Here is a 25,747-nt window from a genome sequence, read left to right as displayed (position 1 = left end):
CATGGGCGACAGGCAAATGTCGTGCGGTCCCTCGCGCGGCCCGAAGGAGCTTTTCGCACCGGACATGCCAACACTCGCCGCCCTGATTGCGCCGCTCGCCCTCGTGCTGCCGCTCGGAGTCATGAATCTGGCTTCGCCGGAGGACGCCGGGGATGCGCCCGTTGCAGAGCAGGTGCGTGAGGGCGATCGTGCCCTTGATGGGCGTTCGGTGTCGGCGCGCCGAGACGATTGGAACGCGATCGTGGACAGCATCATGCCGGGCCCCGCACAGCAGGTCCGCATTGAGCGGCGCGTAATCCTCCGCATCTCGCCGGCAAGGCCTTCGCGCCAGAACCTGACTGCCGAAGTGCCGCAGCAGGAAAGCCCGCGGACCCGGCTGGTCGAACGCAAGGCAGGTAAATGTATCGAGAGCGCGCGTATCGGCGGCGTATCCGACCGCGGCGATCGCTTGCTGATCCTGATGCGTGATCGCACCATGATGACGGCACGGCTGGAAAAAGGCTGTTCGCCGAGGGATTTCTACCGCGGTTTCTACGTCGAGCGCAGCGACGACGGCAAAATCTGCGTGAACCGCGACCGGATCATGAGCCGCTCTGGTGCCAAATGCCAGATCGACCGTTTCAGCCAATTGGTCGCAGAAGAGCTCGACTAGGGCGCTTTTCCTTGACTTGAAGCGGCAAATTGGCGAAGGGCGCACACGGTAAAGGCCGCGGCAATGCGGCCTTTTTCGTATTTCCAATTTAGTTTTCCAAATCTGGGGGCACCCGAAAACCGCATGAGTTTTGCCGATCTCGGCCTATCCGAAGACCTGCTGAAAGCCGTCGAAGAAGCCGGCTATACCGAGCCGACTCCGATCCAGGCGCAGGCCATCCCGCCAATCCTGATGATGAAGGACATCATCGGTATCGCCCAGACGGGCACCGGCAAGACCGCCAGCTTCGTCCTCCCGATGATCGACGTGATGGCTTCTGGCCGTCGCCGTGCGCTGATGCCCCGCAGCCTCATTCTCGAGCCGACTCGCGAGCTTGCTGCCCAGGTCGCCGAGAACTTCGAGAAATACGGCAAGAACCACGATCTCAAGATGGCGCTGCTTATCGGCGGCGTTCAGATGGGTGACCAGGTCAAGGCACTGAACGAGGGCGTCGATGTCCTGATCGCTACGCCGGGCCGCCTGATGGACCTGTTCGAGCGCGGCAAGATTCTGCTCAACGGCTGCGAACTGCTCGTGATCGACGAAGCCGACCGCATGCTCGACATGGGCTTCATCCCCGACATCGAATTCATTTGCGACAAGCTGCCCGAAAACCGCCAGACGATGCTGTTCTCGGCCACCATGCCGCCGCCGATCGAAAAGCTCGCGAAAAAATTCATGAGCAATCCCAAGCGGATCGAGACGGCACGTGCGGCGACCACGAACAAGGACATCACCGCGTTCAAGATCCCGGTCGAGACGCGCAAGAAGCGCGAAACGCTGCGCTGGTTGCTGCAGAACGACCACGTCGAAACCGCGATCATCTTCGCCAACCGCAAGACTACCGTGCGCGAGCTCAACAAGAGCCTTCAGCGCCATGGCTTTGCCAGCAGCGAGATCCATGGCGACATGGACCAGGCGAGCCGCGTCAAGGAACTCGACCGATTCAAGTCGGGCGATGTGAACATCCTCGTCGCATCGGACGTTGCGGCGCGCGGTCTCGACATCAAGGGTGTCAGTCACGTATTCAACTTCGATACTCCCTGGCACCCGGACGATTACGTCCACCGCATCGGTCGTACGGGCCGTGCAGGGGCCAAGGGGCGCGCATTCACTTTCGTTTCGAAGGAAGATGCCGAGGCGATCCAGAACGTCGAGAAGCTGACGAAGAACGAAATTCCCGTGTTTGGGAAGAAGGACGTTCGTGTCGAGCTGGTCGAAAAGCCTGCAGAAGACGCGGACAGCAAGCCTCGCCGTTCGAAGAAGCGCGACGAGGACGAGCCGAAGAAATCGGACAGGCCCAAGCGCGAGAAGAGGGCCGAAGAGGCTCCGGCAGAAAAGCCGAAGCGCTCGCGCCGGCGTGACCACGAGGATGACGCTCCGGTCGCCGCGGGCGAGTGGAACGGGCCGAAGCCCGGATTCCTCGACGTTTCCGCGACCTGATTTAACGCTTCCCTAACCATGAGCGTGCGAGCTTGCGCGCCATGGAGATTTTCGCCGATCCTGCGCGTTCCACGCTGCTGACCTTGGCCGCAACCGGCCTTGTGTTCGGACTGCTTGCGCTCGTCATGAAGCGTGGCGGAATTCTTGCGGCCATCAATCGCTGCAGCAAGGAGTTCTTGACCAACCTCGGTCTGACGCTCTTCAACCTCGTACTGCTCGCCCCGTTGTTCTTCGTGCCCGAAGGCGCGATCCGTGGTGCGATCGGCACGCCCGAGGTGTTCACCAGCTTCTGGAATAGCGTCTATGCGCCAATCGCCCTCGTGGCTGCGATCCTCGTATTCGATTTCGTGGTCTACTGGCGGCACCGTCTGGAACACACGCCCCTGCTGTGGCCGATCCACGCGACGCACCATGCCGACACGGCGATGCACTGGCTCACCGTCATGCGCAAACACCCGTTCAGCAAGCTTCTGAGCGTTTGCCTCGACGTCTGGCTACTGCTGCTGCTCGGCCTGCCCGAATGGGCGGTTGGCGGCGCGGCCTTCATTCGCAGCTGGTGGGGGTTCTTCATCCACTGCGACGTGCCCTGGACGCTGGGCATTTTCGGGCGCGTGCTGATCTCACCGGCCGCGCATCGCCTGCACCACATCCGTGACGAAGCGCTGATGGGCAGCAATTACGGAAACACGGTAACGCTGTGGGACAAGCTCTTCGGGACCTATGTTGACCCCGCGCCCTATGTCGATTGCGAGACCGGCATTGCGGAGGGAACGCGCGGTTTCGTGGGCGAATTGCTGCGACCGTTCGAGCGGCGATACTGGAGCAAGCGTGAAGAGGTGAGCGGCGAGGCGGAAACCGCCTAGTCGTCGGCCAGTTTGACGAAGCTGTCGAGCACCCGCTTGGTGCCGGCCTTCTCGAATTCGATTTCCAGCTTGTTGCCTTCTTGGTCCATCACGAAACCGTAGCCGAACTTCTCGTGGAAGACGCGCGCGCCGATGGCGATGTCGGTACGCGGTTTCGCGGCGAAGCTCGCGGCGCTCCTGCCGCTTTCCGCGATGCGCTTGGGCTTGGTGTCGTAGCCGGTCGAGAGCGCGCGCTGCCAGCCCGGTCCGCGTGCCGTGCTGCGGTCGGGGCGGGCGCTGGAGACATGGGCGAAAGGATCTTCGGTCTCGGTCCAGTTCGCGCGCCACAGCGAGGCGCCGCCACTCATCGTGGTCTCGCTCTCGATATGCTCATCGGGCAGTTCTTCGATGAAACGGCTCGGGATGGAACTGGTCCACTGGCCGTAAATGCGCCGGTTGGCCGCATGATAGATGGTGCAGCGACGCTTCGCGCGCGTGATCGCGACATAAGCAAGACGGCGTTCTTCCTCGAGACTGGCGAGACCGCCTTCGTCGAGCGAGCGCTGGCTCGGGAACACGCCTTCTTCCCAGCCGGGCAGGAAGACATGGTCGAATTCGAGACCCTTGGCCGCGTGCATGGTCATGATGGTGACCTTTTCGCCATCATCGGCGCGGTCGTTGTCCATGACGAGGCTGACGTGTTCGAGGAAGTCGGTCAGCGTCTCGTATTCCTCCATCGCGCGGGCGAGTTCGGTGAGGTTTTCGAGACGGCCCGCGCTTTCGGCGCTGCGGTCCTTCTGGAGCATTTCCTCGTAACCGCTTTCGGTGAGGACGGTGCGCAGCAATTCGGAAGGCGTGACCTGTTCCGCCATCTCTCGCCAATGCACGAATTGCCCGAGCAGTCCGACGAGGGTGTTGCGCGCGCGTGCGGGCAGTTCGTCGCTATCGGCGAGGTCGAGCGATGCGGCGGCAAGCGGGGTCTGCGTCCTGCGCGCATGGCGACGCATGGCTTCGAGCGTCTTGGCGCCAAGGCCGCGCTTCGGCTGGTTGTAGATGCGTTCGAAGGCGAGATCATCGGCGGGCTGGGCAATGGTGCGCAGGTATGCCAGCGCGTCACGAATTTCAGCACGCTCGTAAAAACGGAATCCGCCGACGATGCGGTAGTTGAGGCCGATCTGGATGAAGCGGTCTTCGAACTCGCGCGTCTGGTACTGTGCACGAACGAGGATCGCGACCTCGTCGAGCGGCGCGCCTTCGCCTTCCAGCCGCTCGATCGCCTCGCCCACGCGGCGGGCTTCTTCCGGACCATCCCAGACGCCGATGATGCGGACCTTCTCGCCCGCGGGTAATTCCGTCCAGAGCGTCTTGCCGAGCCGTTCGCTATTGGCGTTTATCAACCCAGAAGCTGCGGCGAGGATCTGCGGGGTGGAGCGGTAATTCTGCTCAAGCTTGATCACCGCAGCGCCCGGAAAATCCTTTTCGAACTTGAGGATATTGGCGACTTCTGCACCGCGCCATGAATAGATCGACTGGTCGTCATCCCCGACCACGCAGATGTTCTTGCGGGTCTGGGCGAGCAGGCGCAGCCACAGGTACTGGACCTGGTTGGTGTCCTGATACTCGTCGACGAGGATATACTTGAAGCGCTGCTGGTACTGGGCGAGCACATCGTGGTGCTGACGGAAGATGTTCAGCATGTGCAGCAGCAGATCGCCGAAATCGCAGGCGTTCAGCGCCTTCAGGCGGTCCTGATACAGCTTGTAGAACTGTGCGCCCTTACCATTGGCGTAGGCTTCGTTTTCGACCGCATCGAGATCGCCCGGGTTGAGCCCGCGGTTCTTCCAGCGATCAATGAGTCCGGCCAGCTGGCGCGCGGGCCAGCGTTTCTCGTCCAGATCGTTTTCCTGGATGAGCTGCTTCAGGAGACGCAGCTGATCGTCGGTATCGATGATCGTGTAATTGTTTTGAAGCCCGACCAGTTCTGCATGGCGGCGGAGCATCCGCGCACCGATCGAATGGAAAGTGCCGAGCCAGGGCATTCCTTCGACCGCATCGCCGATATGCCGTCCGACACGCTCGCGCATTTCGCGGGCTGCCTTGTTGGTGAAGGTCACGCAGAGGATCTCGCTCGGCCACGCCCGGCGCATTGCGATGAGGTGTGCAAGCCGCGCGGTAAGTGCCGCCGTCTTGCCGGTGCCGGCACCGGCGAGCATCAGCACCGGCCCTTCGGTAGTCAGCACTGCCTCGCGCTGCGGCGCATTCAACTGCGCTGCATAGGGCGGAATAGCGTCGTTTCCGACGACTTGCGTGGAGGGAGAATTTTCTGGCATGCGTTAGGGAACAGCTAGGGAACGTTACGCTACAGCACAAGTCCTGCGCTACCTGAGCCTTTCGGAACTATCGCGGGAGGGAATGCGTAGATGAGCCATGACCGATTACGGAGACAAGACTATGAAAACGCTTTATCTCGCTGGCGCTGCACTGGCTTTTGCCGCCGTCCCGGCCGCGGCCGACCACCACGGGCAGGAAACTCCCGCCGTGGAAACGCAGGCAACGACTGCCACGCCCGCACCGCGTTTTGTCCGCAGCGAAGTGACGCAAACCACTCCGGCCGACTATAGATCCGCTGAGGGCGAAGATCTCCCGATCTGCTCGGAAGGCCAGACCGACGGCTGCATCAACAGCTGGGAAGCCAACAAGACCGGCAACCGTCCGCTCGAATACTGGCCGGGCCGTCCGGCTAGCGAGATCGAGGGATCGCTGCCCGCGACCAAGGCCGAGTTCGACAGCATGAACAAGGACGACGCGGACGACAGCGAAGAGCCGGAATAAACACCGACATCTGATGCGAAGCGCTGTTTGAAGCGCTCACGCTTGGAGGAGGGGCGGGACTGCACAGGCAGTTTCGTCCCTCTCTTAAGTTTCGAGCCAGGTTTTTCGGCTCATCACCTTTTTCCAACAAGTCACGCCGGAGCGATGGTCGCTGAATTCAGGCGTCGGCCGGCGCCGCGTCGGAGGCGATTTTCAGGAGTGAAAGCTTCGCCTTTCCGACGCGGCGTTCGGCCACGGTTTCCAGACGCTTCACTTCGATATCTTCCTTGCGCGAGGTCTCGACCGCGATCCAGGTCGCCGGACCGATCCAGCCCAGCCGGGTCATGCGGTCAAGCGCGACATTCGCCGCTCCGGTGAAATAGGGCGGGTCGAGAAGGATCAGATCGTGCGGCGCCTTTGCAGGGCCCAATGACATGACCGAACCCTGCTGCACGGTCGTTCGGGTGCGCGCATCGAGCGAGGAGATATTCGTGCGGATGGCGTTGATGGCTTCGGCGTCCTGTTCGACGAAGTGGCAATGCGCCGCGCCGCGCGAGAGGGCCTCGAGGCCCAGCGCGCCCGAGCCAGCAAACAGGTCCAGCACCGAAAGGCCTTCGAAACTGCCGAGGCGGCTGGTGAGCATGTTGAACAGCGTCTCGCGGGTTCGATCCGCCGTCGGGCGGGTGAGGTCACCCTTTGGAGCGATGAGCTTTCGTCCGCGCCAATCGCCGGCGATGATCCTCATTTGCGGCCACCGCGGGACAGATCGCGCTTGAATGCCTCGACATCGCCGCGCTTCAGTTCGACGGCCTGGCCGCGGGGAAGGTCACCGAGGTGGAAGGGGCCGTAGCCGATACGCAGCAGCCGGTTCACTTCGAGCCCGAGATGTTCGAGCACGCGGCGTACTTCGCGGTTCTTGCCTTCGCGCAGGGTCATCTCGATCCAGCGATTGCGACCCGATCCGCGTTCGAGGTTCGCCTCGATCTGTCCGTAGCGCACACCGTCGATCTCGATACCCTCGATCAGCCTGTCGAGATCGGCCTGCGTGATGTCGCCGAAAGCGCGCGCGCGATAGGTGCGCGGCACGCCGGAGGAAGGCAATTCCATCGCTCGCTTCATTTCGCCGTCATTGGTGAGCAGCAGCAGGCCTTCGGTGTTGAAGTCGAGACGGCCCACCGGCATCACACGGCCAGCGTTCTTCGGCAGGGCGTTGCGTAGCGCGGCATAGATGGTCGGGCGTCCGGCAGGGTCGCGCTCCGCCGTGATCAGTCCGGAAGGCTTGTGGAAGGCGAAAAGGCGCGTGTCCTCGATCTCGCCCACCGGCTTTCCGTCGACGGTGACGCCGCGCAGGCTTTCCAGCTTCACAGCAGGCGTATCGAGCACCTTGCCATCGAGCGAGACACGTCCGTCGGCGATCATGCGCTCGACCTCGCGGCGGCTGGCAACGCCCGCACGCGCGAGCAGCTTGGCGATACGGTCGCCGGCTTCGGGGAGTCTGTTGTCGGACATGGGAAGCGCGCTAGGCGCTCAATTGGCGGCGCGCAAGGCTTCCTCGACCGTCTCGTGATACCGGCGGATACCGCCTTCCATCGAGCCGAGCGTGAGTTCGGGCACCGCGCCGGTCGCAAGGCCCTGCTGGCCGAGTTCTGCCGCGCGGAAATCCTCGCTCGCGAATACGCTGCCGTCGAGCAGCGCCCAGCTGCGTTCCCAGTGGTCGCGCGCCTTGTCGGTGGCAGGGGCCTCGGGGATCAGCATGAAGTCTTCCACCAGCGTGCGATCATGCGCCTGCGGCATCATCACCATGAGGTTGATGTAATCGGGGCTGGGGATGACCAGCGCGCCGGGCATGGTCTGGTAGGCGAAGGTCACCACGCGGCGCATCTGCGCCATGTCTGTGAGGTCGACGCCTTCCATCTCTTCCAGGCGCCCGACCGCGCTGCGGGCGTGCGGGCCGATCATGTCGCCGCTGGTCACACCGTCCTTGAAGAAAGGACCGATGGTCTGCGCATGGAGGCGGGTGACATGGTAGCTTTCGAGGAAGGCATCCATGATGAGCTTCCAGTTGCCGGCAACCTCGTGCGTCTTGCGGCGGAACAGGAAGTGTTCGCCCATGCCCAGCGCGTCGAAATCCTCGCCCAGCTTTTCGGCCAGCGTGAAATCGGCAGTCTCTTCCTTGGGACAGAACCAGATGATCCCGCCGGATTCTTTGGAGGGCAATTCGACCAGGCCCATCGAACCCTTGTCGAGATCGGGGAATGTGTCGGGGCGGGGCAGGGCAAGGAGGCGTCCGTCCACCGAGTATGTCCACGCATGATAGGGGCACACCAGTTTCTTGGTGCACCGGACCTCGTCACCTTCGACCAGCCGTGTGCCGCGATGGCGGCAGACGTTCAGGAACACATGCGCCTGTCCCTGAGCATCCCGGGTGATCAGCAGCGGGCGGCCGGTGGCGTCATGCGGAACGGCCATGCCGGGATCGGGCAGCAATGCGCTCGGGCAGATGATCTGTGGCAGCCGGTCGAAAATCGCGCTCTTCTCGCGCGCGAAATATTCAGGGTCGGTATAGACATGCGCGGGCACGCTCGTCTGGCCGAGACCGTCGCGTTGCTTGTTCTGCGCAATATCCTGTGCGAGCGCCAGCATACCGTCGGTTGGCCGGCGTCCGTCGAGCAACGTGGATGGAACTCCCATCGCGCCTGTTCCTTTCTCTCTCCGACCGTTAGTGTCGCAAAAAATTTCGATAATAGGAAGGACGCTAGGGAATGGCCGAAGCGGTTGCAGAAGAGAAGAAGTCGGCGTGGAAGGCCCTCGGGCTTGCGCTGACCAACCGCAAGACCGGTTTCATGCTGCTGTTCGGCTTTGCCAGCGGCCTGCCTTTTGCCCTGTTCCTCGGCACCCTTTTCGCGTGGCTGACCGAGGCTGAAGTGGACCTCGAGACGATGGGGATCTTCAGCCTCATCGGCCTGGCCTATGCCTTCCAATTCTTGTGGTCGCCGCTGATCGACAAGGTCAACATCCCGCTTCTACGCAAGCTCGGAAGGCGCAAGCAATGGATCGTGCCCGCGCAGGTCCTGCTCGGCACTATCCTCGTCACGATGAGCCTGCTCGAACCCAAGAGCCAGCTTGGCTGGTTCAGCCTGCTCGCCGGTATCGGTGCCTTCGCCAGCGCCACACAGGACATCGCGATCAATGCGTGGCGCATCGACGTTGCTGACGAGGAAGCGACGATCGATATCCTCTCGACCGTATACCAGATGGGCTATCGGCTTTCCTCGCTCGTGGGTGGCGCGTTCGGCCTCATCATTGCCGCACGCATCGGCTGGCCCGAGACTTACATGCTGATGGGCGGAATCCTGCTGGCCGTCGGTTTCGTAGGTCTGTGGGCGCCGAATGCCTCGGAAAACGACGCAGATGTCGCGACCGAAAGCGAATTGCAGGTCCGTGCGCTGCGAAAGGCGGGCGAACTTGCCCCGTCGATCCGCAACCGCGCACTGGCACTGGTCGCCCTGCTGTGGGCCGGCGCAATCGGCATCGTGCTGACCTTCATGATCATGTCGATGACCTACGCGCCCGAAGACCGGCCCAACCCGACCGATTTCACGCTGAACATTGGCCCCTGGATCATCGTCGCCACGATCATCCTTCCCGCGCTGATTGCCGGCTGGCTGTCATCGAAGAAGGCCAAGGGCGAACACCTGCTCACCGAGGACGAGGCACCGGCAACCGGGGGCGCCTATGCGCTCGACCATCTCTATCGGGCACTGGTTCTCCCTCTGGTCGAATTCGTCGGCCGCATGGGCTGGTCTCTGGTGCTGATCCTTGCGGTGGTCCTGACTTATCGCATCTGCGACGCGATCTGGGGCACTTTCGCCTATCCGTTCTATCTCGGCGAACTCGAGTATACGAATGACGATGTGGCCTTCGCCTCGAAATTCTTCGGGGTGGGCGCTATCATCCTCGGTCTTGCGCTCGGCGGCTTCATGCTGACGACCATCGGGCGCATGGCGACGCTGCTGATCGGCGGTGTGCTCGCAGCACTGACCAACCTGCTCTACGCCGACATGGCGGTGGGCGGAGCGAACATGCAGGCCTTCAGCGATGCCATTGGTTTCACCTACCTGATCATGCAGATTCCCGAGATCGGCGATGCGGGGCTGGCAAAGCTTACCATCACGATCGCATTCGAGAACCTTGCCATCGGCATCGCCGGTGCGGCCTATATCGCGTGGCTGTCCTCCATCGTGTCGAAAAAGTTCAGCGCCGTGCAATATGCGTTGTTGTCCTCGTTGACCTTGTTGGTCGGCACGTTGGGACGCGGCGCGCTGGGCGAGATGATCGAGAACCAGGGCTATTACAACGTCTTCATCCTGACGACCTGGATCGGCCTCGCTGCGGCAGTGCTGGTGTGTTTCGAGTGGTATCGCGAGAGCCGCGGCAAGGCCGCTGCGGGCATCGTCGCCCCGGAAGCAGGCGAGCGCGTCCCGGCTGAGTGATCAGTCGGGCAGTTCGTCGTTGAGACGCAGGACTTCGCCCGCGAGGTAGAGTGAGCCTGCGATCAGGATCGGGTAGCCATCGGCGGAAATGGCGAGCAGGGCCTGTTTGACGTCTGCCGCCTCTCGCGCCTCGCTACCGAATGCCTCTACCGGGTGCGCATCATGGCCCCGCACCGGAAGCACGGTTAGCGAACGTATCTGATCTCCCAGAGGATCGAGCAGGGAGCGCGGGTCTTTGTTGGCGAGCATGCCGAGTACGAGATGTATGGGACCGCTCATCGCATCCGCAATTGCCTTTCCAGCGCTGGGGTTATGACCGCCATCGAGCCAGACCTCCTGATTGCGGGCAAGGTAGGTCAGCGGGCCATCACCCAGACGCTGGAGTCGGGCGGGCCAGCGGGCAGAAGTGATGCCAGTGCGAATGGCCTGCTCGCTCACGCGTATCTTCGCCTGATGGCTCAACATGGCGTGGGCGAGCGCAGCGTTTCTTTCCTGGTGTGCGCCCGCCAGTGACGGGGCGCGAAATAGGGGCGATTCCTGATCCCAATAGTGAATTTCACCATTGCCGAATGACCGTGCCATGATCAGCGGAGCACCAGCCGTCTCGGCAGCGTGGCGGATGACCGCCTCTGCTGCGGCCGTATGACTGGTTTCCAGCGTGACAAGCGGCACGCCCGGCTTTGCAATCCCCGCTTTTTCAAAAGCGATCCTGGCCAGAGGGTCGGTCGGTACGCCTTCCTCAGGGGCAAGCAGGAACCGCTCGTGGTCGATACCAAGAGCTGCGATACCACAGGCTGCCAACACATCGGGTTCGAGCACATTGGTCGCATCGAAGCGCCCGCCAAGGCCGACTTCCACGACACAGGCATCGGCGGGGACGCGGGCGAACTCGGTGAAGGCGGCGGCGATGGTGACTTCGAAGAAGCTGGGGTTCAGGTCCTCGCCGGCATCGAGGACTTGGCCAAGCAATTCTGCCAGTCGATCATCGGAGATTAGCTCGCCGGCAACGCGGATACGCTCGTTGTAGCGTACGAGGTGGGGGCTGGTGGTGACGTGCACCTTGTAGCCCTCCGCCTCCAGCATCGCGCGCAGGAAAGCGCAGGTGGAGCCTTTGCCGTTGGTCCCCGCCACATGGAAAACGGGCGGCAGCTTGCGGTGCGGATTGCCGAGCCGGTCGAGCAGCGCACGGATCGTCTCCAGGCCCAAACGACCATCGGGTACGCTCAACTGCTCCAGCCGGTCGAGCTGGGCTTGCACCTTGGCATTCTCGGAGCGGGCGAAGTCCCGCATGGGAGGGGTCAGGCCGCTTCCGCAGGCGCGAGATAGTCGATGATCGTCGCCAGCGTGTCCTTCAGGTCGTGGCGATGGACCACCATGTCGACCATTCCGTGCTTGTGCAGGTACTCGGCGCGCTGGAAGCCGTCGGGCAGCTGCTCGCGGATCGTGTCCTGGATCACGCGCTGGCCGGCAAAGCCGATGAGCGCACCGGGTTCTGCGATATGGACGTCGCCCAGCATCGCATAGCTCGCAGTAACGCCGCCCGTGGTCGGATCGGTCAGCACGACGATATATGGGAGGCCCGCTTCTTTCAGGCGGCGCGTCATCACGGTCGCCTTGGGCATCTGCATCAGGCTGAGAATGCCTTCCTGCATGCGCGCACCGCCCGCAGCGGTCACGACGATATAGGGCGCACGCAGCGTCAGCGCGCGCTCGGCACCCTGGCAGAAGGCAGTGCCGACAGCCATGCCCATGCTGCCGCCCATGAAGGTGAAGTCCTGCACGCCGACGACGGCAGGCTTGCCCTCGATCGTGCCTTCACCGACGAGGAAGGCGTCCTTGTGCGGGCTCTTGGCACGCGCCTGCTTCAAGCGGTCGGTGTACTTCTTCGAATCGCGGAACTTGAGCGGGTCTTCCTTCACCTCCGGCACCGGAAGTGTCTGGAAGCCTTCGTCGAGCAACAGCGCAAGACGCTTGTCGGCACCAATGCGGCCGTGATGGTCGCAGCGCGGGCAGACGTCCTTGTTCTCGGCGTATTCTTGCCCGAAGACCATCTGCTGGCAGCCGGGGCACTTGACCCACAGATCCTTGTCGGTGGTGCGCTTGGGCAGCCAGCTGATATTGTTACGGACGCGTGTAAACCAGTTCATGCGGCGCCCTTTGCCGCCGAATGCACCGCCTTGGCAAGACTTGCAGTCAATTCTCGCAGTTTTTCCGGAGCGTCAGATCCGTGTTCGCCGACCAGTTCGATGAGCGCCGAGCCGACGACAACGCCGTCCGCCACCTCGGCAATCGCACCCGCCTGTTCGGGCGTGCGCACGCCGAATCCGACCGCGATGGGCAGATCGGTCGCCGCCTTGAGTCGGGCAACCGCTTCCTCGATCGAGGTCTGCGCGGCCTGCTGCTTGCCGGTAATACCGGCGACCGAAACGTAGTAGAGAAACCCTTCCGAGCCTTCGAGCACCTGCGGCAGGCGCTTCGCATCGGTGGTCGGCGTTGCAAGGCGGATCGGCGCGATGCCTGCCTCGCGTAACTGCGGGCCAAGCGCATCGTCCTCCTCTGGCGGGATGTCGACACAGATCACACCGTCCGCGCCCGCTTCCTTGGCGGCATTGGCGAACCAGTCGGGGCCACGCCGGATCATCGGGTTGGCATAGCCCATCAGCACCAGAGGCACCTCGGGATGACGCTCGCGGAACTTGCGAGCGATGCGCAGCACATCGGCCGTGGTCGTTCCCGCACCGAGCGAGCGCAGGTTCGCGTTCTGGATCGCGGGACCATCGGCCATGGGATCTGTGAAGGGCATCCCCAGCTCGATCACATCCGCGCCGCCCTCGACCAGCGCGTCGAGATTGGCAGCGGTGTCGCCATCGCCTGCGGTAACGAAGCAGACAAGCGCGGGGTGGGGCTTGGAGAAGGCGTTGGAGAGGCGGGTCATTCGGTGAGGCTGTTCCGGATTACTACGGAGAGAAATATGAGCGTGAGGAATGGGAACGAGTATAATATCAAGTGCAGGATTTCGTGAGGAATGTTGGCGGGGCACCGATAGACGGGCGGATCACTAATTCCGATTTCGCGAAACGCATCGACGCACTGGTTATCCAGCACATAGGCGACGAGCGCAATCAGTCCGCACAGGCCGGCTGCAATTGCTGGCTGCCCCCAATCGCGCCTCACATCTCCACTCCCAACCTTTCAGCGACGGTGAAGATGTCCTTGTCGCCGCGTCCGCAAAGGTTCGCGAGGATCACGCTGTCCTTCGGCATTTCCGTTGCGCGTTTGGCGACTGCCGCGATGGCGTGGCTCGGCTCGAGCGCGGGGATGATGCCCTCGGTGCGGCAGAGGAGCTGGAAGGCCTCCAACGCCTCTTCGTCGGTGATGGCGGTGTATTCGACGCGGCCCGTGTCTTTCAGCCAGGCGTGTTCGGGTCCGATGCCGGGATAGTCGAGGCCGGCGCTGATCGAGTGGCCCTCGGTAATCTGGCCGTCCTCGTCCTGCAGCAAATAGGTCTTGTTGCCGTGGAGCACGCCGGGAAAGCCGCCTAGCAGGCTTGCCGCGTGCTCGTCGCCATCGAGGCCGTGGCCTGCCGCTTCGACGCCGAGCATCTTCACGTCCGGATCGTCGAGGAAGGGGTGGAACAGGCCGAGTGCGTTGGACCCGCCGCCGATGGCTGCAACCAGTAGGTCGGGCAGGCGGCCGATGCGGTCCTGCATCTGCACGCGCGCTTCCTTGCCGATCACGCTCTGGAAGTCGCGGACAAGCTCGGGATAGGGATGCGGGCCTGCGGCAGTGCCGATGATGTAGAAAGTGTCGTGGACATTCGCGACCCAGTCGCGCAGCCCTTCATTCATCGCGTCCTTCAGCGTACCGCGCCCGCTGGTGACCGGCACGACTTCTGCGCCGAGCAATTTCATGCGGAAGACATTGGGCGACTGGCGCCGCACGTCCTCTGCTCCCATGTAGATGACGCAGGGCAGGCCGAAGCGCGCGCAGACGGTGGCGGTGGCCACGCCGTGCTGGCCTGCGCCTGTTTCCGCGATGATGCGCGTCTTGCCCATGCGAATGGCGAGCAGGATCTGCCCGATGCAATTGTTGATCTTGTGCGCGCCCGTGTGGTTGAGCTCGTCGCGCTTGAACCAGACCTGTGCGCCGCCAAGCGCCTCGGTCAGGCGTTCCGCGAAATAGAGTGGGGAGGGGCGGCCCACGTAATGTTCAAGAAGATCGTCGAACTGCGCCTGAAATTCGGGATCGGCCTGCGCCGCGCGGTATTCCCGCTCGAGGTCGAGGACCAGCGGCATCAGCGTTTCGGCGACATAGCGGCCGCCGTAATCGCCGAAATGACCGCGCTCGTCAGGCTGGTTACGGTAAGTATTGGGATTGCTTGCCATGTGGCCCTATTGCCGTGCGCATGCGGACAAGTCGAGTGAGGCTTTCGTTTGTCCTCGACAAGCCAGATTCAAACCGCCATTCGGCCTCGCCATGAGTGACGATTTCAAGCTGCCCGAAGACTGCACCGACATGCGCGAGGTGCGCGTAGGCGTCGACACTACCGATCGCGAGCTGATGGAGCTGCTGGACCGCCGCTTCGGCTACATGCGCGCCGCCGCTCGTATCAAGCAGGACCGCAACGTTGTTCGTGATGAAGCGCGCAAGGCGGAAGTGATCGAAAACGCTGTCGTAGATGCAGAAAAGCGCGACCTTCCGCATGGGAAAATCGCGCAAATCTGGGACCTTCTGGTCGAAACCTCGATCGCTTACGAACTGGTCGAGTGGGACCGCATTCGTAGCTGACCGGGTGTGAGGGCGATCAGTTGCCCTGGTTGAAGTCGGTCCAGCCTTCCTTGGTCAGGCAAACCTTTTCCTTGCGGCGGCTGCTCATGTCCATGCGGATGTAGCGGCAAATTTTTTCGTCCTTCGCTTCGGCAGGCTTCTGCGCTTCGGTCTTCTTCTCGTCCTTCTTTTCTTCCGGCTCGTTTGCGAGTGCGGGCATCGAAAGGGTGGCAAGGGCAAGTGCGGGCAAAGCGAAACGCATCGTAAATCCTCGTTTTGTCTGGGAAAATCGTTCGCCCGCCTGCTAACGGGCGTTCGATGAACGGTCGATGATTAATCGACTAACTGCGTTTGGGACCACGCTGAAGCGAAGAAAGCACCCCGCGCAGGGTGCGCACCTCGAGGTGATTCCAGCCCGGCTTGGTCAAGACGCCTCGCAGCGTGCGGCGTGTCGCATCGGCGCGAGCCTCGGGAAGGAAATAGCCCTTGGGTTCGAGCATCCCTTCCAGATGCGCGATCAGGCCCTCCAGCTCGTCCTGTGGGGCAGGGGGGAGGAGGTCTTCCTGCGTCGGCTGGACCAGTTCCTCGTGCTTGGACCATTCATAGGCGCACAGGATCACGGCCTGGGCGAGATTGAGCGATCCGAACTCGGGATTGATCGGCACGGTCAGGATTGCGCGGGCAAGCGCGACATCCTCGGTCTCCAGACCCGAGCGCTCGGGACCGAACAGGATCGCGCTGCGACCTTCCGCGCCTGCCATCTCGCGGCTTGCTTCTTCGGGTGTGTATACCGGCTTGGTCACGCCGCGCTTACGCACCGTGGTTGCGTAGACATGCGCGCAATCGGCGACTGCCTCTGCCGTGGTTTCGAAAACCTGCGCCTTTTCGAGCACGATATCGGCACCGGCTGCGGCGGGCCCTGCATCGGGATTGGGCCATCCATCACGCGGCGAGACCATGCGCAGCTCGGTCAGGCCGAAATTGAGCATGGCCCGCGCGGCCTTGCCGATGTTCTCGCCCAGCTGCGGGCGAACCAGCACGACGACGGGTTTGCGGCTGTCAGCCTTGCTCATTGGCGGCTTCCTGCACGGTGCTCGCGAATTCCTCGAAGTCGCGGGCTTCGCTGAAGTCGCGATAGACGCTGGCGAAACGGATATAGGCGACGCTGTCGAGCTGGCGCAGGCCGTCCATCACCAGTTCGCCGATGCGCTTGGAGGGGATTTCTGCCTCTCCGGCAGTTTCGACCTGACGCTGGATGCCGCTGACGAGCTGGTCGATCTGTTCCTGTGCAACATCGCGCTTGCGGCAGGCGAGCGAGATCGACTGTTCGAGCTTGGAGCGATCGAACGCCTCGCGCCGCGCCTCCTTGCCGTTCGCACCAGATTTCACGACGGTGACTTCGCGCAACTGCACACGCTCGAAAGTGGTGAAACGTGCGCCGCATTTCGAACACTGGCGGCGGCGGCGGATCGAGGTGGAATCCTCGGTCGGACGAGAGTCTTTTACCTGACTGTCGTCATGGGCACAGAATGGGCAACGCATCGGTTATCCGTAAATCAGGGGCGCAGGCGCTTGTAGAGCATGAAGCCCGCACCGGCGATAAGGCCGATGGGCCAGGTCACGACGGGCAGGACGCCGCCCGCGATCGCGCCAACGGCTGCACCGGTGAGCACCGGCTTGGTCGAGGGATGATTGAGCCCTTCCTTCGCCATCGCCTTGATCTCGGCAGTCGCGTCCGGGACGAGGTCGTGATCGCCATATGCAGGCTTCGACGGTTCATCATCGCGGCTGCGGTTGAAATCGTCGTCGCGACCGGTCGGGCGGTCGTCGTCGGACGGACGATAGCCGGTCGGTTCGCGGTCGTCTGGAATGTTACCCATGATTGCTCTCCTCAGCGTCCGGGATAGACCGGGAAAGCCTTGCACAGTTCGGCGACGCGGTCACGCACGCTCTGCTCGACCTGTCCATCGCCCTCGGGGCCGTTGCGCGACATGCCGTCGACCACTTCGCAGATAAGCTTGCCGATGGTTTCGAACTCGGCCTCGCCGAAGCCGCGAGTCGTGCCTGCAGGCGAACCAAGGCGGATGCCGCTGGTCACGAAGGGGCTGCGCGTATCGTAGGGAATGCCGTTCTTGTTGCAGGTCAGCCATGCACGGTCGAGACCGGCTTCGGCTGCCTTGCCAGTCACGTCCTTGGGCGTGAGGTCGACCAGCATGGAGTGGTTGTCCGTCCCGCCCGAAACGACGCGCAGGCCGTTCGCCTCGATACCGCGGGCAAGCGCGCGCGCATTGGCGACGACATTTGCCGCATAGTCCTTGAAATCGGGGCGCAGCGCTTCGCGGAAGGCAACTGCCTTGGCGGCGATGACGTGCATCAGGGGGCCGCCCTGCATGCCCGGGAAGACCGCCATGTTGATCGGCTTGGTGAATTCCTCGTCGTTCCACAGGATGATGCCCGATCGCGGACCGCGCAGGCTCTTGTGGGTGGTCGAGGTGACGACATGGGCGTGCGGGAAGGGCGAGGGGTGCGCACCGCCGGCGACAAGGCCGGAGATGTGACTCATGTCGACCATGAGGTAGGCACCGACTTCATCGGCGATCTTGCGGAAGGCTTCCCAGTCCCAGACGCGCGAATAGGCCGTGCCGCCGGCGATGATCAGCTTGGGCTTGTGTTCGAGCGCGGTGGCGCGAACTTCGTCCATGTCGATAAGTTCGTCATCCTTGCGAACGCCGTAGCTGACAGGGTTGAACCACTTGCCGCTCATGTTGACCGGCGAGCCATGGGTGAGGTGACCGCCCGAATTGAGGTCGAGGCCCATGAAAGTGTCGCCCGGCTGCAGCAGCGCGAGGAAGACAGCCTGGTTCATCTGCGAACCTGAGTTAGGCTGGACGTTGGCGAAATTGCAGCCGAACAGTTCCTTGGCGCGCTCGATGGCGAGGGTTTCCACCACGTCGGCATAGTCGCACCCGCCGTAGTAGCGCTTGCCCGGATAGCCTTCGGCGTACTTGTTGGTGAACACGCTGCCGGTGGCTTCGAGCACTGCGGTCGATGCGATGTTCTCGCTCGCGATCAGCTCGATCTTGTCCTGCTGACGACCCAGTTCCTTGCGGACGGCTTCGTAGATCTCGGGATCGGCTTCGGCGAGGCTATCGTGCCAGAAGCGGTCCATCGGGGTGCGAGCGGTGTCTTTTGCCTGGGTAGCCATGATCAGAATTCCGGGTTGGAGAGCTTGTCGACGCGGCGCTGGTGGCGACCGCCGGCGAATTCGGTTTCGAGGAAGGCGGTGACGCAGGCCTTGGCCATGTCCACGCCGATCAGGCGCGCGCCCATCGCGATGCAGTTCGCATCATTGTGTTCGCGGCACAGGCTTGCCGAAAGCGGTTCGGAAACCAGGGCGCAGCGCACCGCGGGATTGCGGTTCACGCTCATCGAAATGCCGATGCCGCTGCCACACAGCGCGATACCGCGTTCGGCCGTGCCATCTGCGACGACGCCGGCCAGCTTGTAGCCGAAGTCGGGATAATCGACGCTGTCGGTGGTCTCCGGCCCGAGGTCGGCGACCTCGTGACCCTGTTCGATAAGCCAGTCGCGCAGAACTGCTTTCAGCTCGATGGCGGCATGGTCGGAAGCAAGGGCAATACGCATGCCGCGCACATAGGGCGTCGGGGCGATTCTCTCCACCCCGTTTGCCCCCTCGTGCACACGAATTCCGGCCAGTGCTGCCTATGGTGTCCAATTTTTAAACGTTTCGAGGTTAACGCGGGGCTATGGATATGTCTGCGCAACCATCGCTTGCCCCTGCGATTGCCCCGGGAGTCGCCCGTGAACCCATGCGTGGAGGCTCGATCGACCGCATCCTGCATGCGGTGCGTACCCATCTGGGTACCGAAATCGCCTTTGCTTCACGCTATGTCGAGGACGGCGAGAAGGAACTCACCCATATCGATGCAGATATCGAACTGCCGATGGGGCCAGGTTTCCGCGACCCGCGCGAAAACAGCTATTGCTGGCATATTGCCGAGGGGCGCCTGCCAGAACTGATTCAGGATCCGGCCGATTTTCCCTTCACGCAGGACATTGCAATTACCCATTTCCTGCCAGTCGGCTGTCATCTGAACACGCCGCTCCGCCTGTCGGACGGCACGCTGTACGGCAGTTTCTGCTGCCTCAGCCGCACGGCCGATCGCACAATGACGGAGCGTGATCTCGGCGTGCTCAAGGCCTTTGCCGCGCTGGCGGTCGAGCAGATCGAATCAAATCTCGACAGCGATTATCGCCATTCCCGGATCGATGCCCGCATCACGAAGCTGGTTGAAGACAAGGCCATGCAAATCGTCCAGCAGCCGATTCACGAGATCAAGACGGGCAAGCCGGTTGGTGCGGAGTGCCTCGCTCGCTTCCCCGATGCGATGATGCGCGGGCCGGACAAGTGGTTTGACGAAGCCGCCGAGATCGGCCGCGGAGTGGAGCTGGAATTGCTGGCCGTCGAATGCGCGCTCGAGAGCATGCGGAAGGTGCCCCAGGATTCCTATCTGTCGGTCAACGTGTCGCCGGAGGCCGTGATGTCGGGCGCTTTGGGAGCGATCCTCGACAAGGCGGGCGAGACTAATCTCGTCATCGAACTCACCGAGCATCAACAGGTCGAGGACTTTGCGGCCCTCAAGGCCGCTCTCGAACCGATCCGCAAACGAGCAAAGATTGCCATCGACGACGTCGGCTCGGGCTATGCGGGCATGCGCCATCTTGTGGATCTCGCACCCGACCTTCTGAAGCTCGACATGACGCTGACGCGCGACATCCACAAGGACGTGGCGCGCTGCGCTCTCGTGGGTGCGATGGTGAAGTTCGCCGAGGCAATCGGCTCGAAACTGATCGCCGAGGGCATCGAATACGAGGAAGAGGCCGAGGTCCTGCGCCGGTTGGGTGTCGAATACGGTCAGGGCTTCTTCTACGCGAAGCCCATGCCGGTCGAGGAAGCAGCCAAATATCTGAAAAAGGGCTGAGAAGTCGCCTTGTTATCGGAGATGTGAAGGTGAAACGGTTCCAATCCGCCGCCGCCCTTCTTGGAGCGATTGCCATGCTTTCTGCCTGCGGGAGTGATCCGCATTCCTTCCAGCCGGGAGATTGGGAACTCCAGGCGTGGCTCGAAGGAGATACTCCGGGTGTTCGGGCAGGGGAAATGACCGATACCGTCACGATCCCGCAGGATCTCGCATCGGCATCTCCAAAAGCCGTCTTTTTCTCCGAGTTCTATCACGGAGCAAAGGCAGCGAACGTCACTTTCGAGGACGGCGAAATTTCGGGCCATCTCGATCAGGGGGCAGTGGCACCGTTTCCGGCACACTCGCAGACCGTTTCAGGTTGGTACCGCAGCGATAGTTTCGAAATGAAGATCGCCATGCCGCCCATTGGCGGAGTGCAAGGCTATCAGGTCGTGACAGGAAAGCTGGCGGACCCAGCGATCTGAGTCGAGGAAAGGAGGCCGGCCAGGAAGTGTCCCAACCGGCCCCAATTCATCGTTACTGGTCGAGGAACGAGCGCATCTTGCGGCTGCGGCTCGGGTGCTTGAGCTTGCGCAGCGCCTTGGCCTCGATCTGACGGATACGTTCGCGAGTCACCGAGAACTGCTGGCCGACTTCCTCCAGCGTGTGATCAGTGTTCATGCCGATGCCGAAGCGCATGCGCAGTACGCGTTCTTCGCGCGGGGTGAGCGAGGCAAGGACGCGGGTGACCGTTTCCTTGAGGTTCGCCTGGATCGCTGCGTCGACCGGAATGATCGCGTTCTTGTCCTCGATGAAATCGCCAAGGTGCGAATCTTCCTCGTCGCCGATGGGCGTTTCGAGGCTGATCGGTTCCTTGGCGATCTTCATCACCTTGCGCACCTTCTCGAGCGGCATGGAGAGCTTCTCCGCCATCTCTTCGGGTGTCGGTTCGCGGCCCTGGTCGTGCAGGAACTGGCGCGAACAGCGGACCAGCTTGTTGATCGTCTCGATCATGTGGACCGGGATTCGGATCGTGCGCGCCTGATCGGCGATCGAGCGAGTGATCGCCTGGCGAATCCACCAGGTCGCGTAGGTCGAGAACTTGTAGCCGCGGCGGTATTCGAACTTGTCGACCGCCTTCATCAGGCCGATGTTGCCTTCCTGGATCAGGTCGAGGAACTGCAGGCCGCGGTTGGTGTATTTCTTCGCGATCGAGATCACGAGGCGAAGGTTCGCCTCGACCATTTCCTTCTTGGCGATACGCGCTTCACGCTCGCCCTTCTGGACCATGTTCACGATGCGGCGGAACTCTTCGAGCGCCATGCCGGTGGCGCTGGCGATGTCGCTGATTTCCGTACGGATACGGTCGATCGCGTCGGCTTCCTTCTCCGCGAAGGCGGCCCATTTCTTGTCCTTCTTGACGCGGTCATCCATCCACGCATCGTCGAGCTCGTTGCCGATATAGGCTTCGAGGAAGTCGACGCGCTTGACCTTGTGCCGCTCCGCGAGGCGCAGCATCTGGCCGCCGAGCGCGGTCAGGCGGCGATTGAAGGCGTAGAGGTTGTCGACCAGGAATTCGATCTTGGTCGCGTGGAACTGGACGCTTTCGACTTCGGCAGTGAGCTGGTCGGAAAGAGCCTCGTACTTCTTTTCCTTGGCTGCCGGGAAGGCTTCGCCGCGGCCGAGGACCTCGACGCGCTCCTTCTGGAGCTTCTCGAACTTGCCGAACAGGTCCTTGATGCGGGCGAAGCGTTCGATGGCGTCAGGCTTTAGCGCAGCTTCCATCTGCGCCAGCGACATGGTGTTGTCTTCTTCTTCCTCGTCGTCCTTGGAAGAACCTTCTTCGCCTTCTTCGCCGTCCGAATCCTCGTCGTCATCGTCGTCGTCATCGTCGCGGATCGACGGGCCGGCGGTTTCTTCGGAGATCTCGCCGTCGTCATCGTCGTCTTCGGCGTCGTCGGCCATCTTGTCCGCCGGCGGCTCTTTGGAGAGCATGGCATCGAGATCGAGGATCTCGCGCAGCTGCATCTCTTCGTTGTTGAGCGCTTCGGACCACTGGATGATCGCGTGGAAGGTGATCGGGCTCTGGCACAGGCCCATGATCATCATGTCGCGGCCGGCCTCGATACGCTTGGCGATGGCAATTTCGCCTTCGCGGCTGAGCAGTTCCACCGCGCCCATTTCGCGCAGGTACATGCGAACCGGGTCGTCGGTGCGTTCGCCGGTGCCGGTCTTCTTGGCGGCAGGCTTCTTGACCGCGTCTTTTTCCTTGGCGGAAGGAGCGGGCGCGATTTCCTCGACTTCGTCCTCTGCTTCGGCTTCCTCGTCGTTCTCGACGATCTGGACGCCCATTTCCGAAAGAGCCGACTGGATATCCTCGATCTGGTCGCTGCTCATCTCGCCTTGAGGCAAAGCGTCGTTGAGCTCGTCATAGGTGACGTAGCCCTTTTTCTTCGCCTTGGTGATGAGCTTCTTGATCGAAGCTTCGTTGAGATCGATCAGGGGAGCGTCGTCTTTGTCGCCCGACTTGGATTTGGTGGCCATAAACTGGGGTCAGTCCATATTCTCTGCGCTGTCGGAGACTTCGCTCCGCGCGGTATCTGATTCTCTATTGGCCGGCGAAGCGGCCTTTCGGCTTGCCATCTGGCCGAGTCGCGCCTCGAATTCCAGCTTCCGCTTCAACAAACGCTGTTGATCGGCGAAAGCTCCTTCGGGGTCGGTTTCGAAACGCGCGGTCGCTTCTGCAAGCGCGGCTTCAAGCGCCGGCCTTTCGACCAGCAACGACACGGCTTCAGCCAGATCCTCGCGCGCATCAACCGGGTCTGTGCCTTTATCGAGAAAGGCGAAATAGGTGGTTGCCGGTGGGGCGGGTAGGCCTTCTGGGAGGGATATGGGCGATTCGGCGCGCGAATCAAGCGTTTCCGCAGCGGCAATCAACGAATCTATCGCAGGGCCGACTTTCGGGTCACGCGCCGCGAAGCGGGACAGGGCTTCCTCGTGGCGCACGATCTCGTGCGGAAACCGTAGCAATCCATGGATGACGGCCACGGCAAGAGCATCGCGAGAACCGCCGGACATGGCGTGCTTCAAGCGGGCAGCGGTTTCGGGCGAGAGGCGAGGGGGCGCGGCGTTGAAGCCGCCCTTCTTCCATTCGCCCCGCGGTTTGAACTCGCGAGGCGGAAATGCGTAGGCGGAGAACCGTTCGAGCAGTTCCTTCTTGTAGAGCGCCCGAATGTCGGGGTGCTGGATCGTATCGACATGGGCCAGCAAGCGCTCCTTGAGGCCCGCTTTCTCTTCGGGCGAATTGAGGGGAAGGGCGTCGCGCTCGAATGCCCAGAGCGTGTCGAGCAGGCTGGCAGGGTTTGAAAGCAATTCCTCCATCGCCCCGACACCCTTGTCGCGGATCAGGTCATCGGGATCCATTCCGGCGGGCATCCGAACAATCGACAGGGAGTGCCCGGGGCGCAGCATCGGCAGGACACGGCCGATCGCGCGCATGGCTGCACGCTGGCCGGCATTGTCCCCGTCGAAGCACAGGATGGGACGCTCGACCTGTCGCCAGAGCAGCTCGATCTGGTTTTCGGTAAGGGCGGTTCCAAGGGGAGCGACCGCTTCCGCGATGCCTGCATTGGCAAGTGCGATGGCATCCATATAGCCTTCGACGACGATGATCCGCCCGCTCTGGCGCGCAGCTGGTGCGGCGCGGTGCAGGTTGTAGAGCGTGCGGCCCTTGTCGAAGAGCGGCGTATCGGGGCTGTTGAGATATTTCGGCCCGTAGGCGTCATCATCAAGGATACGACCGCCAAAGGCGATGACCCGCCCGCGCGTATCCTGGATGGGCAGCATCAGGCGCCCGCGGAACCTGTCGTAAGGATCCTTGTCCTCGACATCGATCCGCATCCCGGCCTCGATGAGCATGGATTCGTCGAATTTCGACAGGGCCCGCTTGAGCGCCTGGCGATCGGACGGAGCGAACCCGAAACCGAACTCCCTGACGACGCCTGCCGAAAACCCGCGCCGCTTCAGGTATGCTCGCGCTTCCGCACCTTCAGCGGAGCCGAGTTCGTCCACGTACCATTGCTGCGCCGCTGCCGTGACGTCGTGGAGGCTGGCGCGTTTTTCCGCACGTTCGGCAGCGCGCGGATCGGGGGCAGGGACTTCCATCCCGGCCTCCGCCGCCAGTTCCTTCACCGCATCCATGAACGGCATCCCGCGCTGGTCGGTCAGCCAGCGGATCGCGTCACCATGGGCCTCGCAACCGAAACAATGGTAGAAGCCCTTCTCGTCATTGACGTAGAAACTGGGCGTCTTTTCGTTGTGGAAGGGGCAACAAGCCTTGAACTCACGCCCCGCCTTGGTGAGGCGCACGGTACGGCCGATCACTGCGGACAGCGTGGTCCGCATGCGCAATTCGTCCAGCCATTGGGGTGAAAGGGCCATGTCGCGTCCCTACCGCGAGCCGCGCCAAACCGCTAGCTTGCGGGCGTCTCCGCTACCGGATTTTCCTCGGCGGGAAAGGGGCCTCGCGCGACAGCCTGATTGCCTTCGATTTCCAGCAGGTAGGCGTCCGCCGGACCTGCCGGGGGAAGGGTGGACTGCCACCAGAAGCTGATCGTCGTGCCCGGCTTCCAGCCATCGCCTTCGACGACGCGCCAGATGATCCTGCCGTCGTCGCTGGTGATCGAGATCGCATCTTCACCGCCGAGAGCTTCCACCGCCTGCTCGGTCGAATAGCCGACCGCACGGGTGAAGCCGTGCGCCTGCTCCGTCATGCGGAAAAGGGTCGGCGGGCTTTCGACAACCTCGGGACCATCGGTGGGCTGCTCGGCCTGTACGAAATCATCCGCGAGCGTGACCTGGTGCACATAGGTGTAGATGGTGCCTTCCGGCATCTCGCCAGGTTTGCACTCGGTCACGTCGGCAGGGCAGGCGACAAAGCTCACCATCTTGCCGATTTCCCGGTTGCCGGCGCTCAGCACGGTCTCGACTTCGGGGCCTTGAGGGCCGACGATTTTCGCCCCGAGCGCTTCCATGTCGAGATCGGCTGCAGCCAGCGTACGCGGCTGGGCCACCGTGGGTGTCGGCGTAGGCTTCGGTTCCGGCTCGCCCTGCGAACACGCGGCGAGCGCAAGCGGCGCGATCAGCAGCAGCTTCCTCACGAAAGAGCTTCCTTCACGAGGCCGCTGGCCTTGGTCATGTCGAGCGTGGCGCCATGGCGGGCTTTCAGTTCGCCCATGACCTTGCCCATGTCCTTCATGCCCTCGGCACCCGTGTCGGCCTTGATCTGCGCGATGGCGGCGCGGGTTTCTTCCTCGCTCATCTGCTGGGGCAGGAATTCCTCGATGACGGCGAGTTCGGCCTTTTCCTTGTCGGCGAGCTCCTGACGTCCGCCATCTTCATACATGGCGATCGATTCCTTGCGCTGCTTGGCCATCTTCATCAGCACGTCGGTGACGAGCTCGTCGTCCTCGGGCTTCTTGTCGGCGGTGCGCAGTTCGATGTCGCGATCCTTGATCTTGGCGCCGATCAGGCGAAGCGCGGCCGTGCGCTCCTTGTCTTTCGCTTTCATGGCGGTGACGGTTTCGGACTGGATCTTATCGCGGAGCATCGGTTCTCTTTTTCGTTAAACTGTGGATGGTTCGCGTCTCATTTAGAACAAGCTGGCATAAAGCCAAGTGTTCCGCCCAAACGCGGCTTGACGGGAATCGCTGCGCGCCC

The 25,747-nt window shown here is 62.5% G+C and carries 26 protein-coding genes; 8 read left to right on the top strand and 18 right to left on the bottom strand.

The features are described from left to right. Window positions 1–121 precede the first annotated feature (121 nt). The 3 genes from K3165_RS02285 (at window position 122) to K3165_RS02275 (ending at window position 2,997) form a co-directional block, all read left to right on the top strand. Window positions 122–652, top strand: coding sequence for a hypothetical protein (locus tag K3165_RS02285; RefSeq protein WP_221547246.1), 531 nt, complete (start codon window positions 122–124; stop codon window positions 650–652). 123 nt (window positions 653–775) lie between these two features. Then, window positions 776–2,134, top strand: coding sequence for a DEAD/DEAH box helicase (locus K3165_RS02280; protein ID WP_221547245.1), 1,359 nt, complete (start codon window positions 776–778; stop codon window positions 2,132–2,134). A gap of 41 nt (window positions 2,135–2,175) precedes the next feature. Beyond that, window positions 2,176–2,997, top strand: a complete 822-nt coding sequence (locus tag K3165_RS02275) for a sterol desaturase family protein (RefSeq protein ID WP_247713854.1) — start codon at window positions 2,176–2,178, stop codon at window positions 2,995–2,997. On the opposite strand, the gene K3165_RS02270 is transcribed toward K3165_RS02275, so the two are convergent. Continuing rightward, entirely contained in the window at window positions 2,994–5,306 is a 2,313-nt protein-coding gene (locus K3165_RS02270; protein WP_221547243.1) for an ATP-dependent helicase, read from the bottom strand. The two genes, K3165_RS02275 and K3165_RS02270, sit on opposite strands and share 4 nt — an antisense overlap. Before the next feature lie 97 nt (window positions 5,307–5,403). On the opposite strand from K3165_RS02270, the gene K3165_RS02265 reads away from it, so the two are divergent. Continuing rightward, window positions 5,404–5,808, top strand: a complete 405-nt coding sequence (locus tag K3165_RS02265; protein ID WP_221547242.1) for a hypothetical protein — start codon at window positions 5,404–5,406, stop codon at window positions 5,806–5,808. Window positions 5,809–5,965: 157 nt separating this feature from the next. Here K3165_RS02265 and rsmD read toward each other — a convergent pair whose 3' ends face one another. The 3 genes from rsmD to K3165_RS02250 are packed head-to-tail and all read right to left on the bottom strand — an operon-like array spanning window position 5,966 to window position 8,478. Further along, complete coding sequence (gene rsmD / locus K3165_RS02260) at window positions 5,966–6,532, bottom strand: 16S rRNA (guanine(966)-N(2))-methyltransferase RsmD (protein ID WP_221547241.1); 567 nt, start codon at window positions 6,530–6,532, stop codon at window positions 5,966–5,968. Then, window positions 6,529–7,296 (bottom strand): pseudouridine synthase, encoded by a 768-nt coding sequence (locus K3165_RS02255; protein ID WP_221547240.1) that lies wholly within the window; start codon window positions 7,294–7,296, stop codon window positions 6,529–6,531. Before K3165_RS02255 ends, rsmD begins: the two co-directional genes overlap by 4 nt. Window positions 7,297–7,314: 18 nt before the next feature. Beyond that, window positions 7,315–8,478: an aromatic ring-hydroxylating oxygenase subunit alpha gene (locus K3165_RS02250; RefSeq protein ID WP_221547239.1), complete on the bottom strand. Its 1,164-nt coding sequence runs from the start codon at window positions 8,476–8,478 to the stop codon at window positions 7,315–7,317. A 71-nt stretch (window positions 8,479–8,549) separates the two neighbouring features. Between K3165_RS02250 and K3165_RS02245 the strand changes: the two genes are divergently transcribed. Next, on the top strand, window positions 8,550–10,280 hold the full coding sequence (locus K3165_RS02245; RefSeq protein WP_221547238.1) for an AmpG family muropeptide MFS transporter: 1,731 nt from the start codon (window positions 8,550–8,552) through the stop codon (window positions 10,278–10,280). On the opposite strand, the gene K3165_RS02240 is transcribed toward K3165_RS02245, so the two are convergent. From K3165_RS02240 to trpB, 4 genes are all read right to left on the bottom strand, one after another. After that, window positions 10,281–11,570 carry a bifunctional folylpolyglutamate synthase/dihydrofolate synthase gene (locus K3165_RS02240; RefSeq protein WP_221547237.1) on the bottom strand — a complete coding sequence of 430 codons (1,290 nt, stop codon included), beginning with the start codon at window positions 11,568–11,570 and terminating at the stop codon, window positions 10,281–10,283. 8 nt (window positions 11,571–11,578) lie between these two features. Further along, window positions 11,579–12,427, bottom strand: a complete 849-nt coding sequence (accD, locus tag K3165_RS02235; RefSeq protein WP_221547236.1) for an acetyl-CoA carboxylase, carboxyltransferase subunit beta — start codon at window positions 12,425–12,427, stop codon at window positions 11,579–11,581. Beyond that, window positions 12,424–13,215 (bottom strand): tryptophan synthase subunit alpha, encoded by a 792-nt coding sequence (trpA, locus tag K3165_RS02230; RefSeq protein WP_221547235.1) that lies wholly within the window; start codon window positions 13,213–13,215, stop codon window positions 12,424–12,426. Before trpA ends, accD begins: the two co-directional genes overlap by 4 nt. Window positions 13,216–13,450: 235 nt before the next feature. Then, entirely contained in the window at window positions 13,451–14,665 is a 1,215-nt protein-coding gene (trpB, locus tag K3165_RS02225; protein ID WP_221547234.1) for a tryptophan synthase subunit beta, read from the bottom strand. Window positions 14,666–14,756: 91 nt separating this feature from the next. Here trpB and K3165_RS02220 point away from each other — a divergent pair, with 91 nt between their 5' ends. Continuing rightward, window positions 14,757–15,068: a chorismate mutase gene (locus tag K3165_RS02220; protein ID WP_221547233.1), complete on the top strand. Its 312-nt coding sequence runs from the start codon at window positions 14,757–14,759 to the stop codon at window positions 15,066–15,068. Window positions 15,069–15,084: 16 nt separating this feature from the next. Here the strand turns inward: K3165_RS02220 and K3165_RS02215 are convergent, their stop codons facing one another. The 6 genes from K3165_RS02215 to rpiB form a co-directional block, all read right to left on the bottom strand. Continuing rightward, window positions 15,085–15,267 (bottom strand): hypothetical protein, encoded by a 183-nt coding sequence (locus K3165_RS02215; protein ID WP_221547232.1) that lies wholly within the window; start codon window positions 15,265–15,267, stop codon window positions 15,085–15,087. 121 nt (window positions 15,268–15,388) lie between these two features. After that, window positions 15,389–16,120: an RNA methyltransferase gene (locus tag K3165_RS02210; protein WP_221547231.1), complete on the bottom strand. Its 732-nt coding sequence runs from the start codon at window positions 16,118–16,120 to the stop codon at window positions 15,389–15,391. Next, window positions 16,107–16,589, bottom strand: a complete 483-nt coding sequence (gene nrdR, locus K3165_RS02205) for a transcriptional regulator NrdR (RefSeq protein ID WP_221547230.1) — start codon at window positions 16,587–16,589, stop codon at window positions 16,107–16,109. The genes K3165_RS02210 and nrdR overlap by 14 nt, the downstream gene beginning before the upstream one ends. A gap of 14 nt (window positions 16,590–16,603) precedes the next feature. Beyond that, a complete protein-coding gene (locus tag K3165_RS02200; protein ID WP_221548389.1) occupies window positions 16,604–16,927 on the bottom strand; it encodes a hypothetical protein in 324 nt (107 codons plus the stop codon). Between the two features lie 11 nt (window positions 16,928–16,938). Then, a complete protein-coding gene (glyA, locus tag K3165_RS02195) occupies window positions 16,939–18,252 on the bottom strand; it encodes a serine hydroxymethyltransferase (RefSeq protein ID WP_282098651.1) in 1,314 nt (437 codons plus the stop codon). A 2-nt stretch (window positions 18,253–18,254) separates the two neighbouring features. After that, window positions 18,255–18,692 (bottom strand): ribose 5-phosphate isomerase B, encoded by a 438-nt coding sequence (gene rpiB / locus K3165_RS02190; RefSeq protein WP_221548294.1) that lies wholly within the window; start codon window positions 18,690–18,692, stop codon window positions 18,255–18,257. Between the two features lie 185 nt (window positions 18,693–18,877). On the opposite strand from rpiB, the gene K3165_RS02185 reads away from it, so the two are divergent. Together K3165_RS02185 and K3165_RS02180 are read left to right on the top strand one after the other, a co-directional pair. Next, window positions 18,878–20,050 (top strand): sensor domain-containing phosphodiesterase, encoded by a 1,173-nt coding sequence (locus K3165_RS02185; RefSeq protein ID WP_221547229.1) that lies wholly within the window; start codon window positions 18,878–18,880, stop codon window positions 20,048–20,050. A gap of 176 nt (window positions 20,051–20,226) precedes the next feature. Next, on the top strand, window positions 20,227–20,514 hold the full coding sequence (locus K3165_RS02180) for a hypothetical protein (protein WP_221547228.1): 288 nt from the start codon (window positions 20,227–20,229) through the stop codon (window positions 20,512–20,514). A gap of 52 nt (window positions 20,515–20,566) precedes the next feature. On the opposite strand, the gene rpoD is transcribed toward K3165_RS02180, so the two are convergent. The 4 genes from rpoD to K3165_RS02160 are packed head-to-tail and all read right to left on the bottom strand — an operon-like array spanning window position 20,567 to window position 25,637. Next, window positions 20,567–22,573, bottom strand: a complete 2,007-nt coding sequence (gene rpoD, locus K3165_RS02175) for an RNA polymerase sigma factor RpoD (RefSeq protein ID WP_221547227.1) — start codon at window positions 22,571–22,573, stop codon at window positions 20,567–20,569. Window positions 22,574–22,582: 9 nt separating this feature from the next. Beyond that, a complete protein-coding gene (gene dnaG, locus K3165_RS02170) occupies window positions 22,583–24,469 on the bottom strand; it encodes a DNA primase (RefSeq protein ID WP_221547226.1) in 1,887 nt (628 codons plus the stop codon). 32 nt (window positions 24,470–24,501) lie between these two features. Continuing rightward, window positions 24,502–25,188: a hypothetical protein gene (locus K3165_RS02165; RefSeq protein WP_345720266.1), complete on the bottom strand. Its 687-nt coding sequence runs from the start codon at window positions 25,186–25,188 to the stop codon at window positions 24,502–24,504. Further along, window positions 25,185–25,637, bottom strand: coding sequence for a GatB/YqeY domain-containing protein (locus K3165_RS02160; protein WP_221547225.1), 453 nt, complete (start codon window positions 25,635–25,637; stop codon window positions 25,185–25,187). The genes K3165_RS02165 and K3165_RS02160 overlap by 4 nt, the downstream gene beginning before the upstream one ends. Window positions 25,638–25,747: the final 110 nt, after the last annotated feature.

It is taken from the genome of Qipengyuania xiamenensis (assembly GCF_019711495.1).
GTDB lineage: Bacteria > Pseudomonadota > Alphaproteobacteria > Sphingomonadales > Sphingomonadaceae > Qipengyuania > Qipengyuania xiamenensis.
This window is presented reverse-complemented; position numbering and strand designations above follow the sequence as displayed.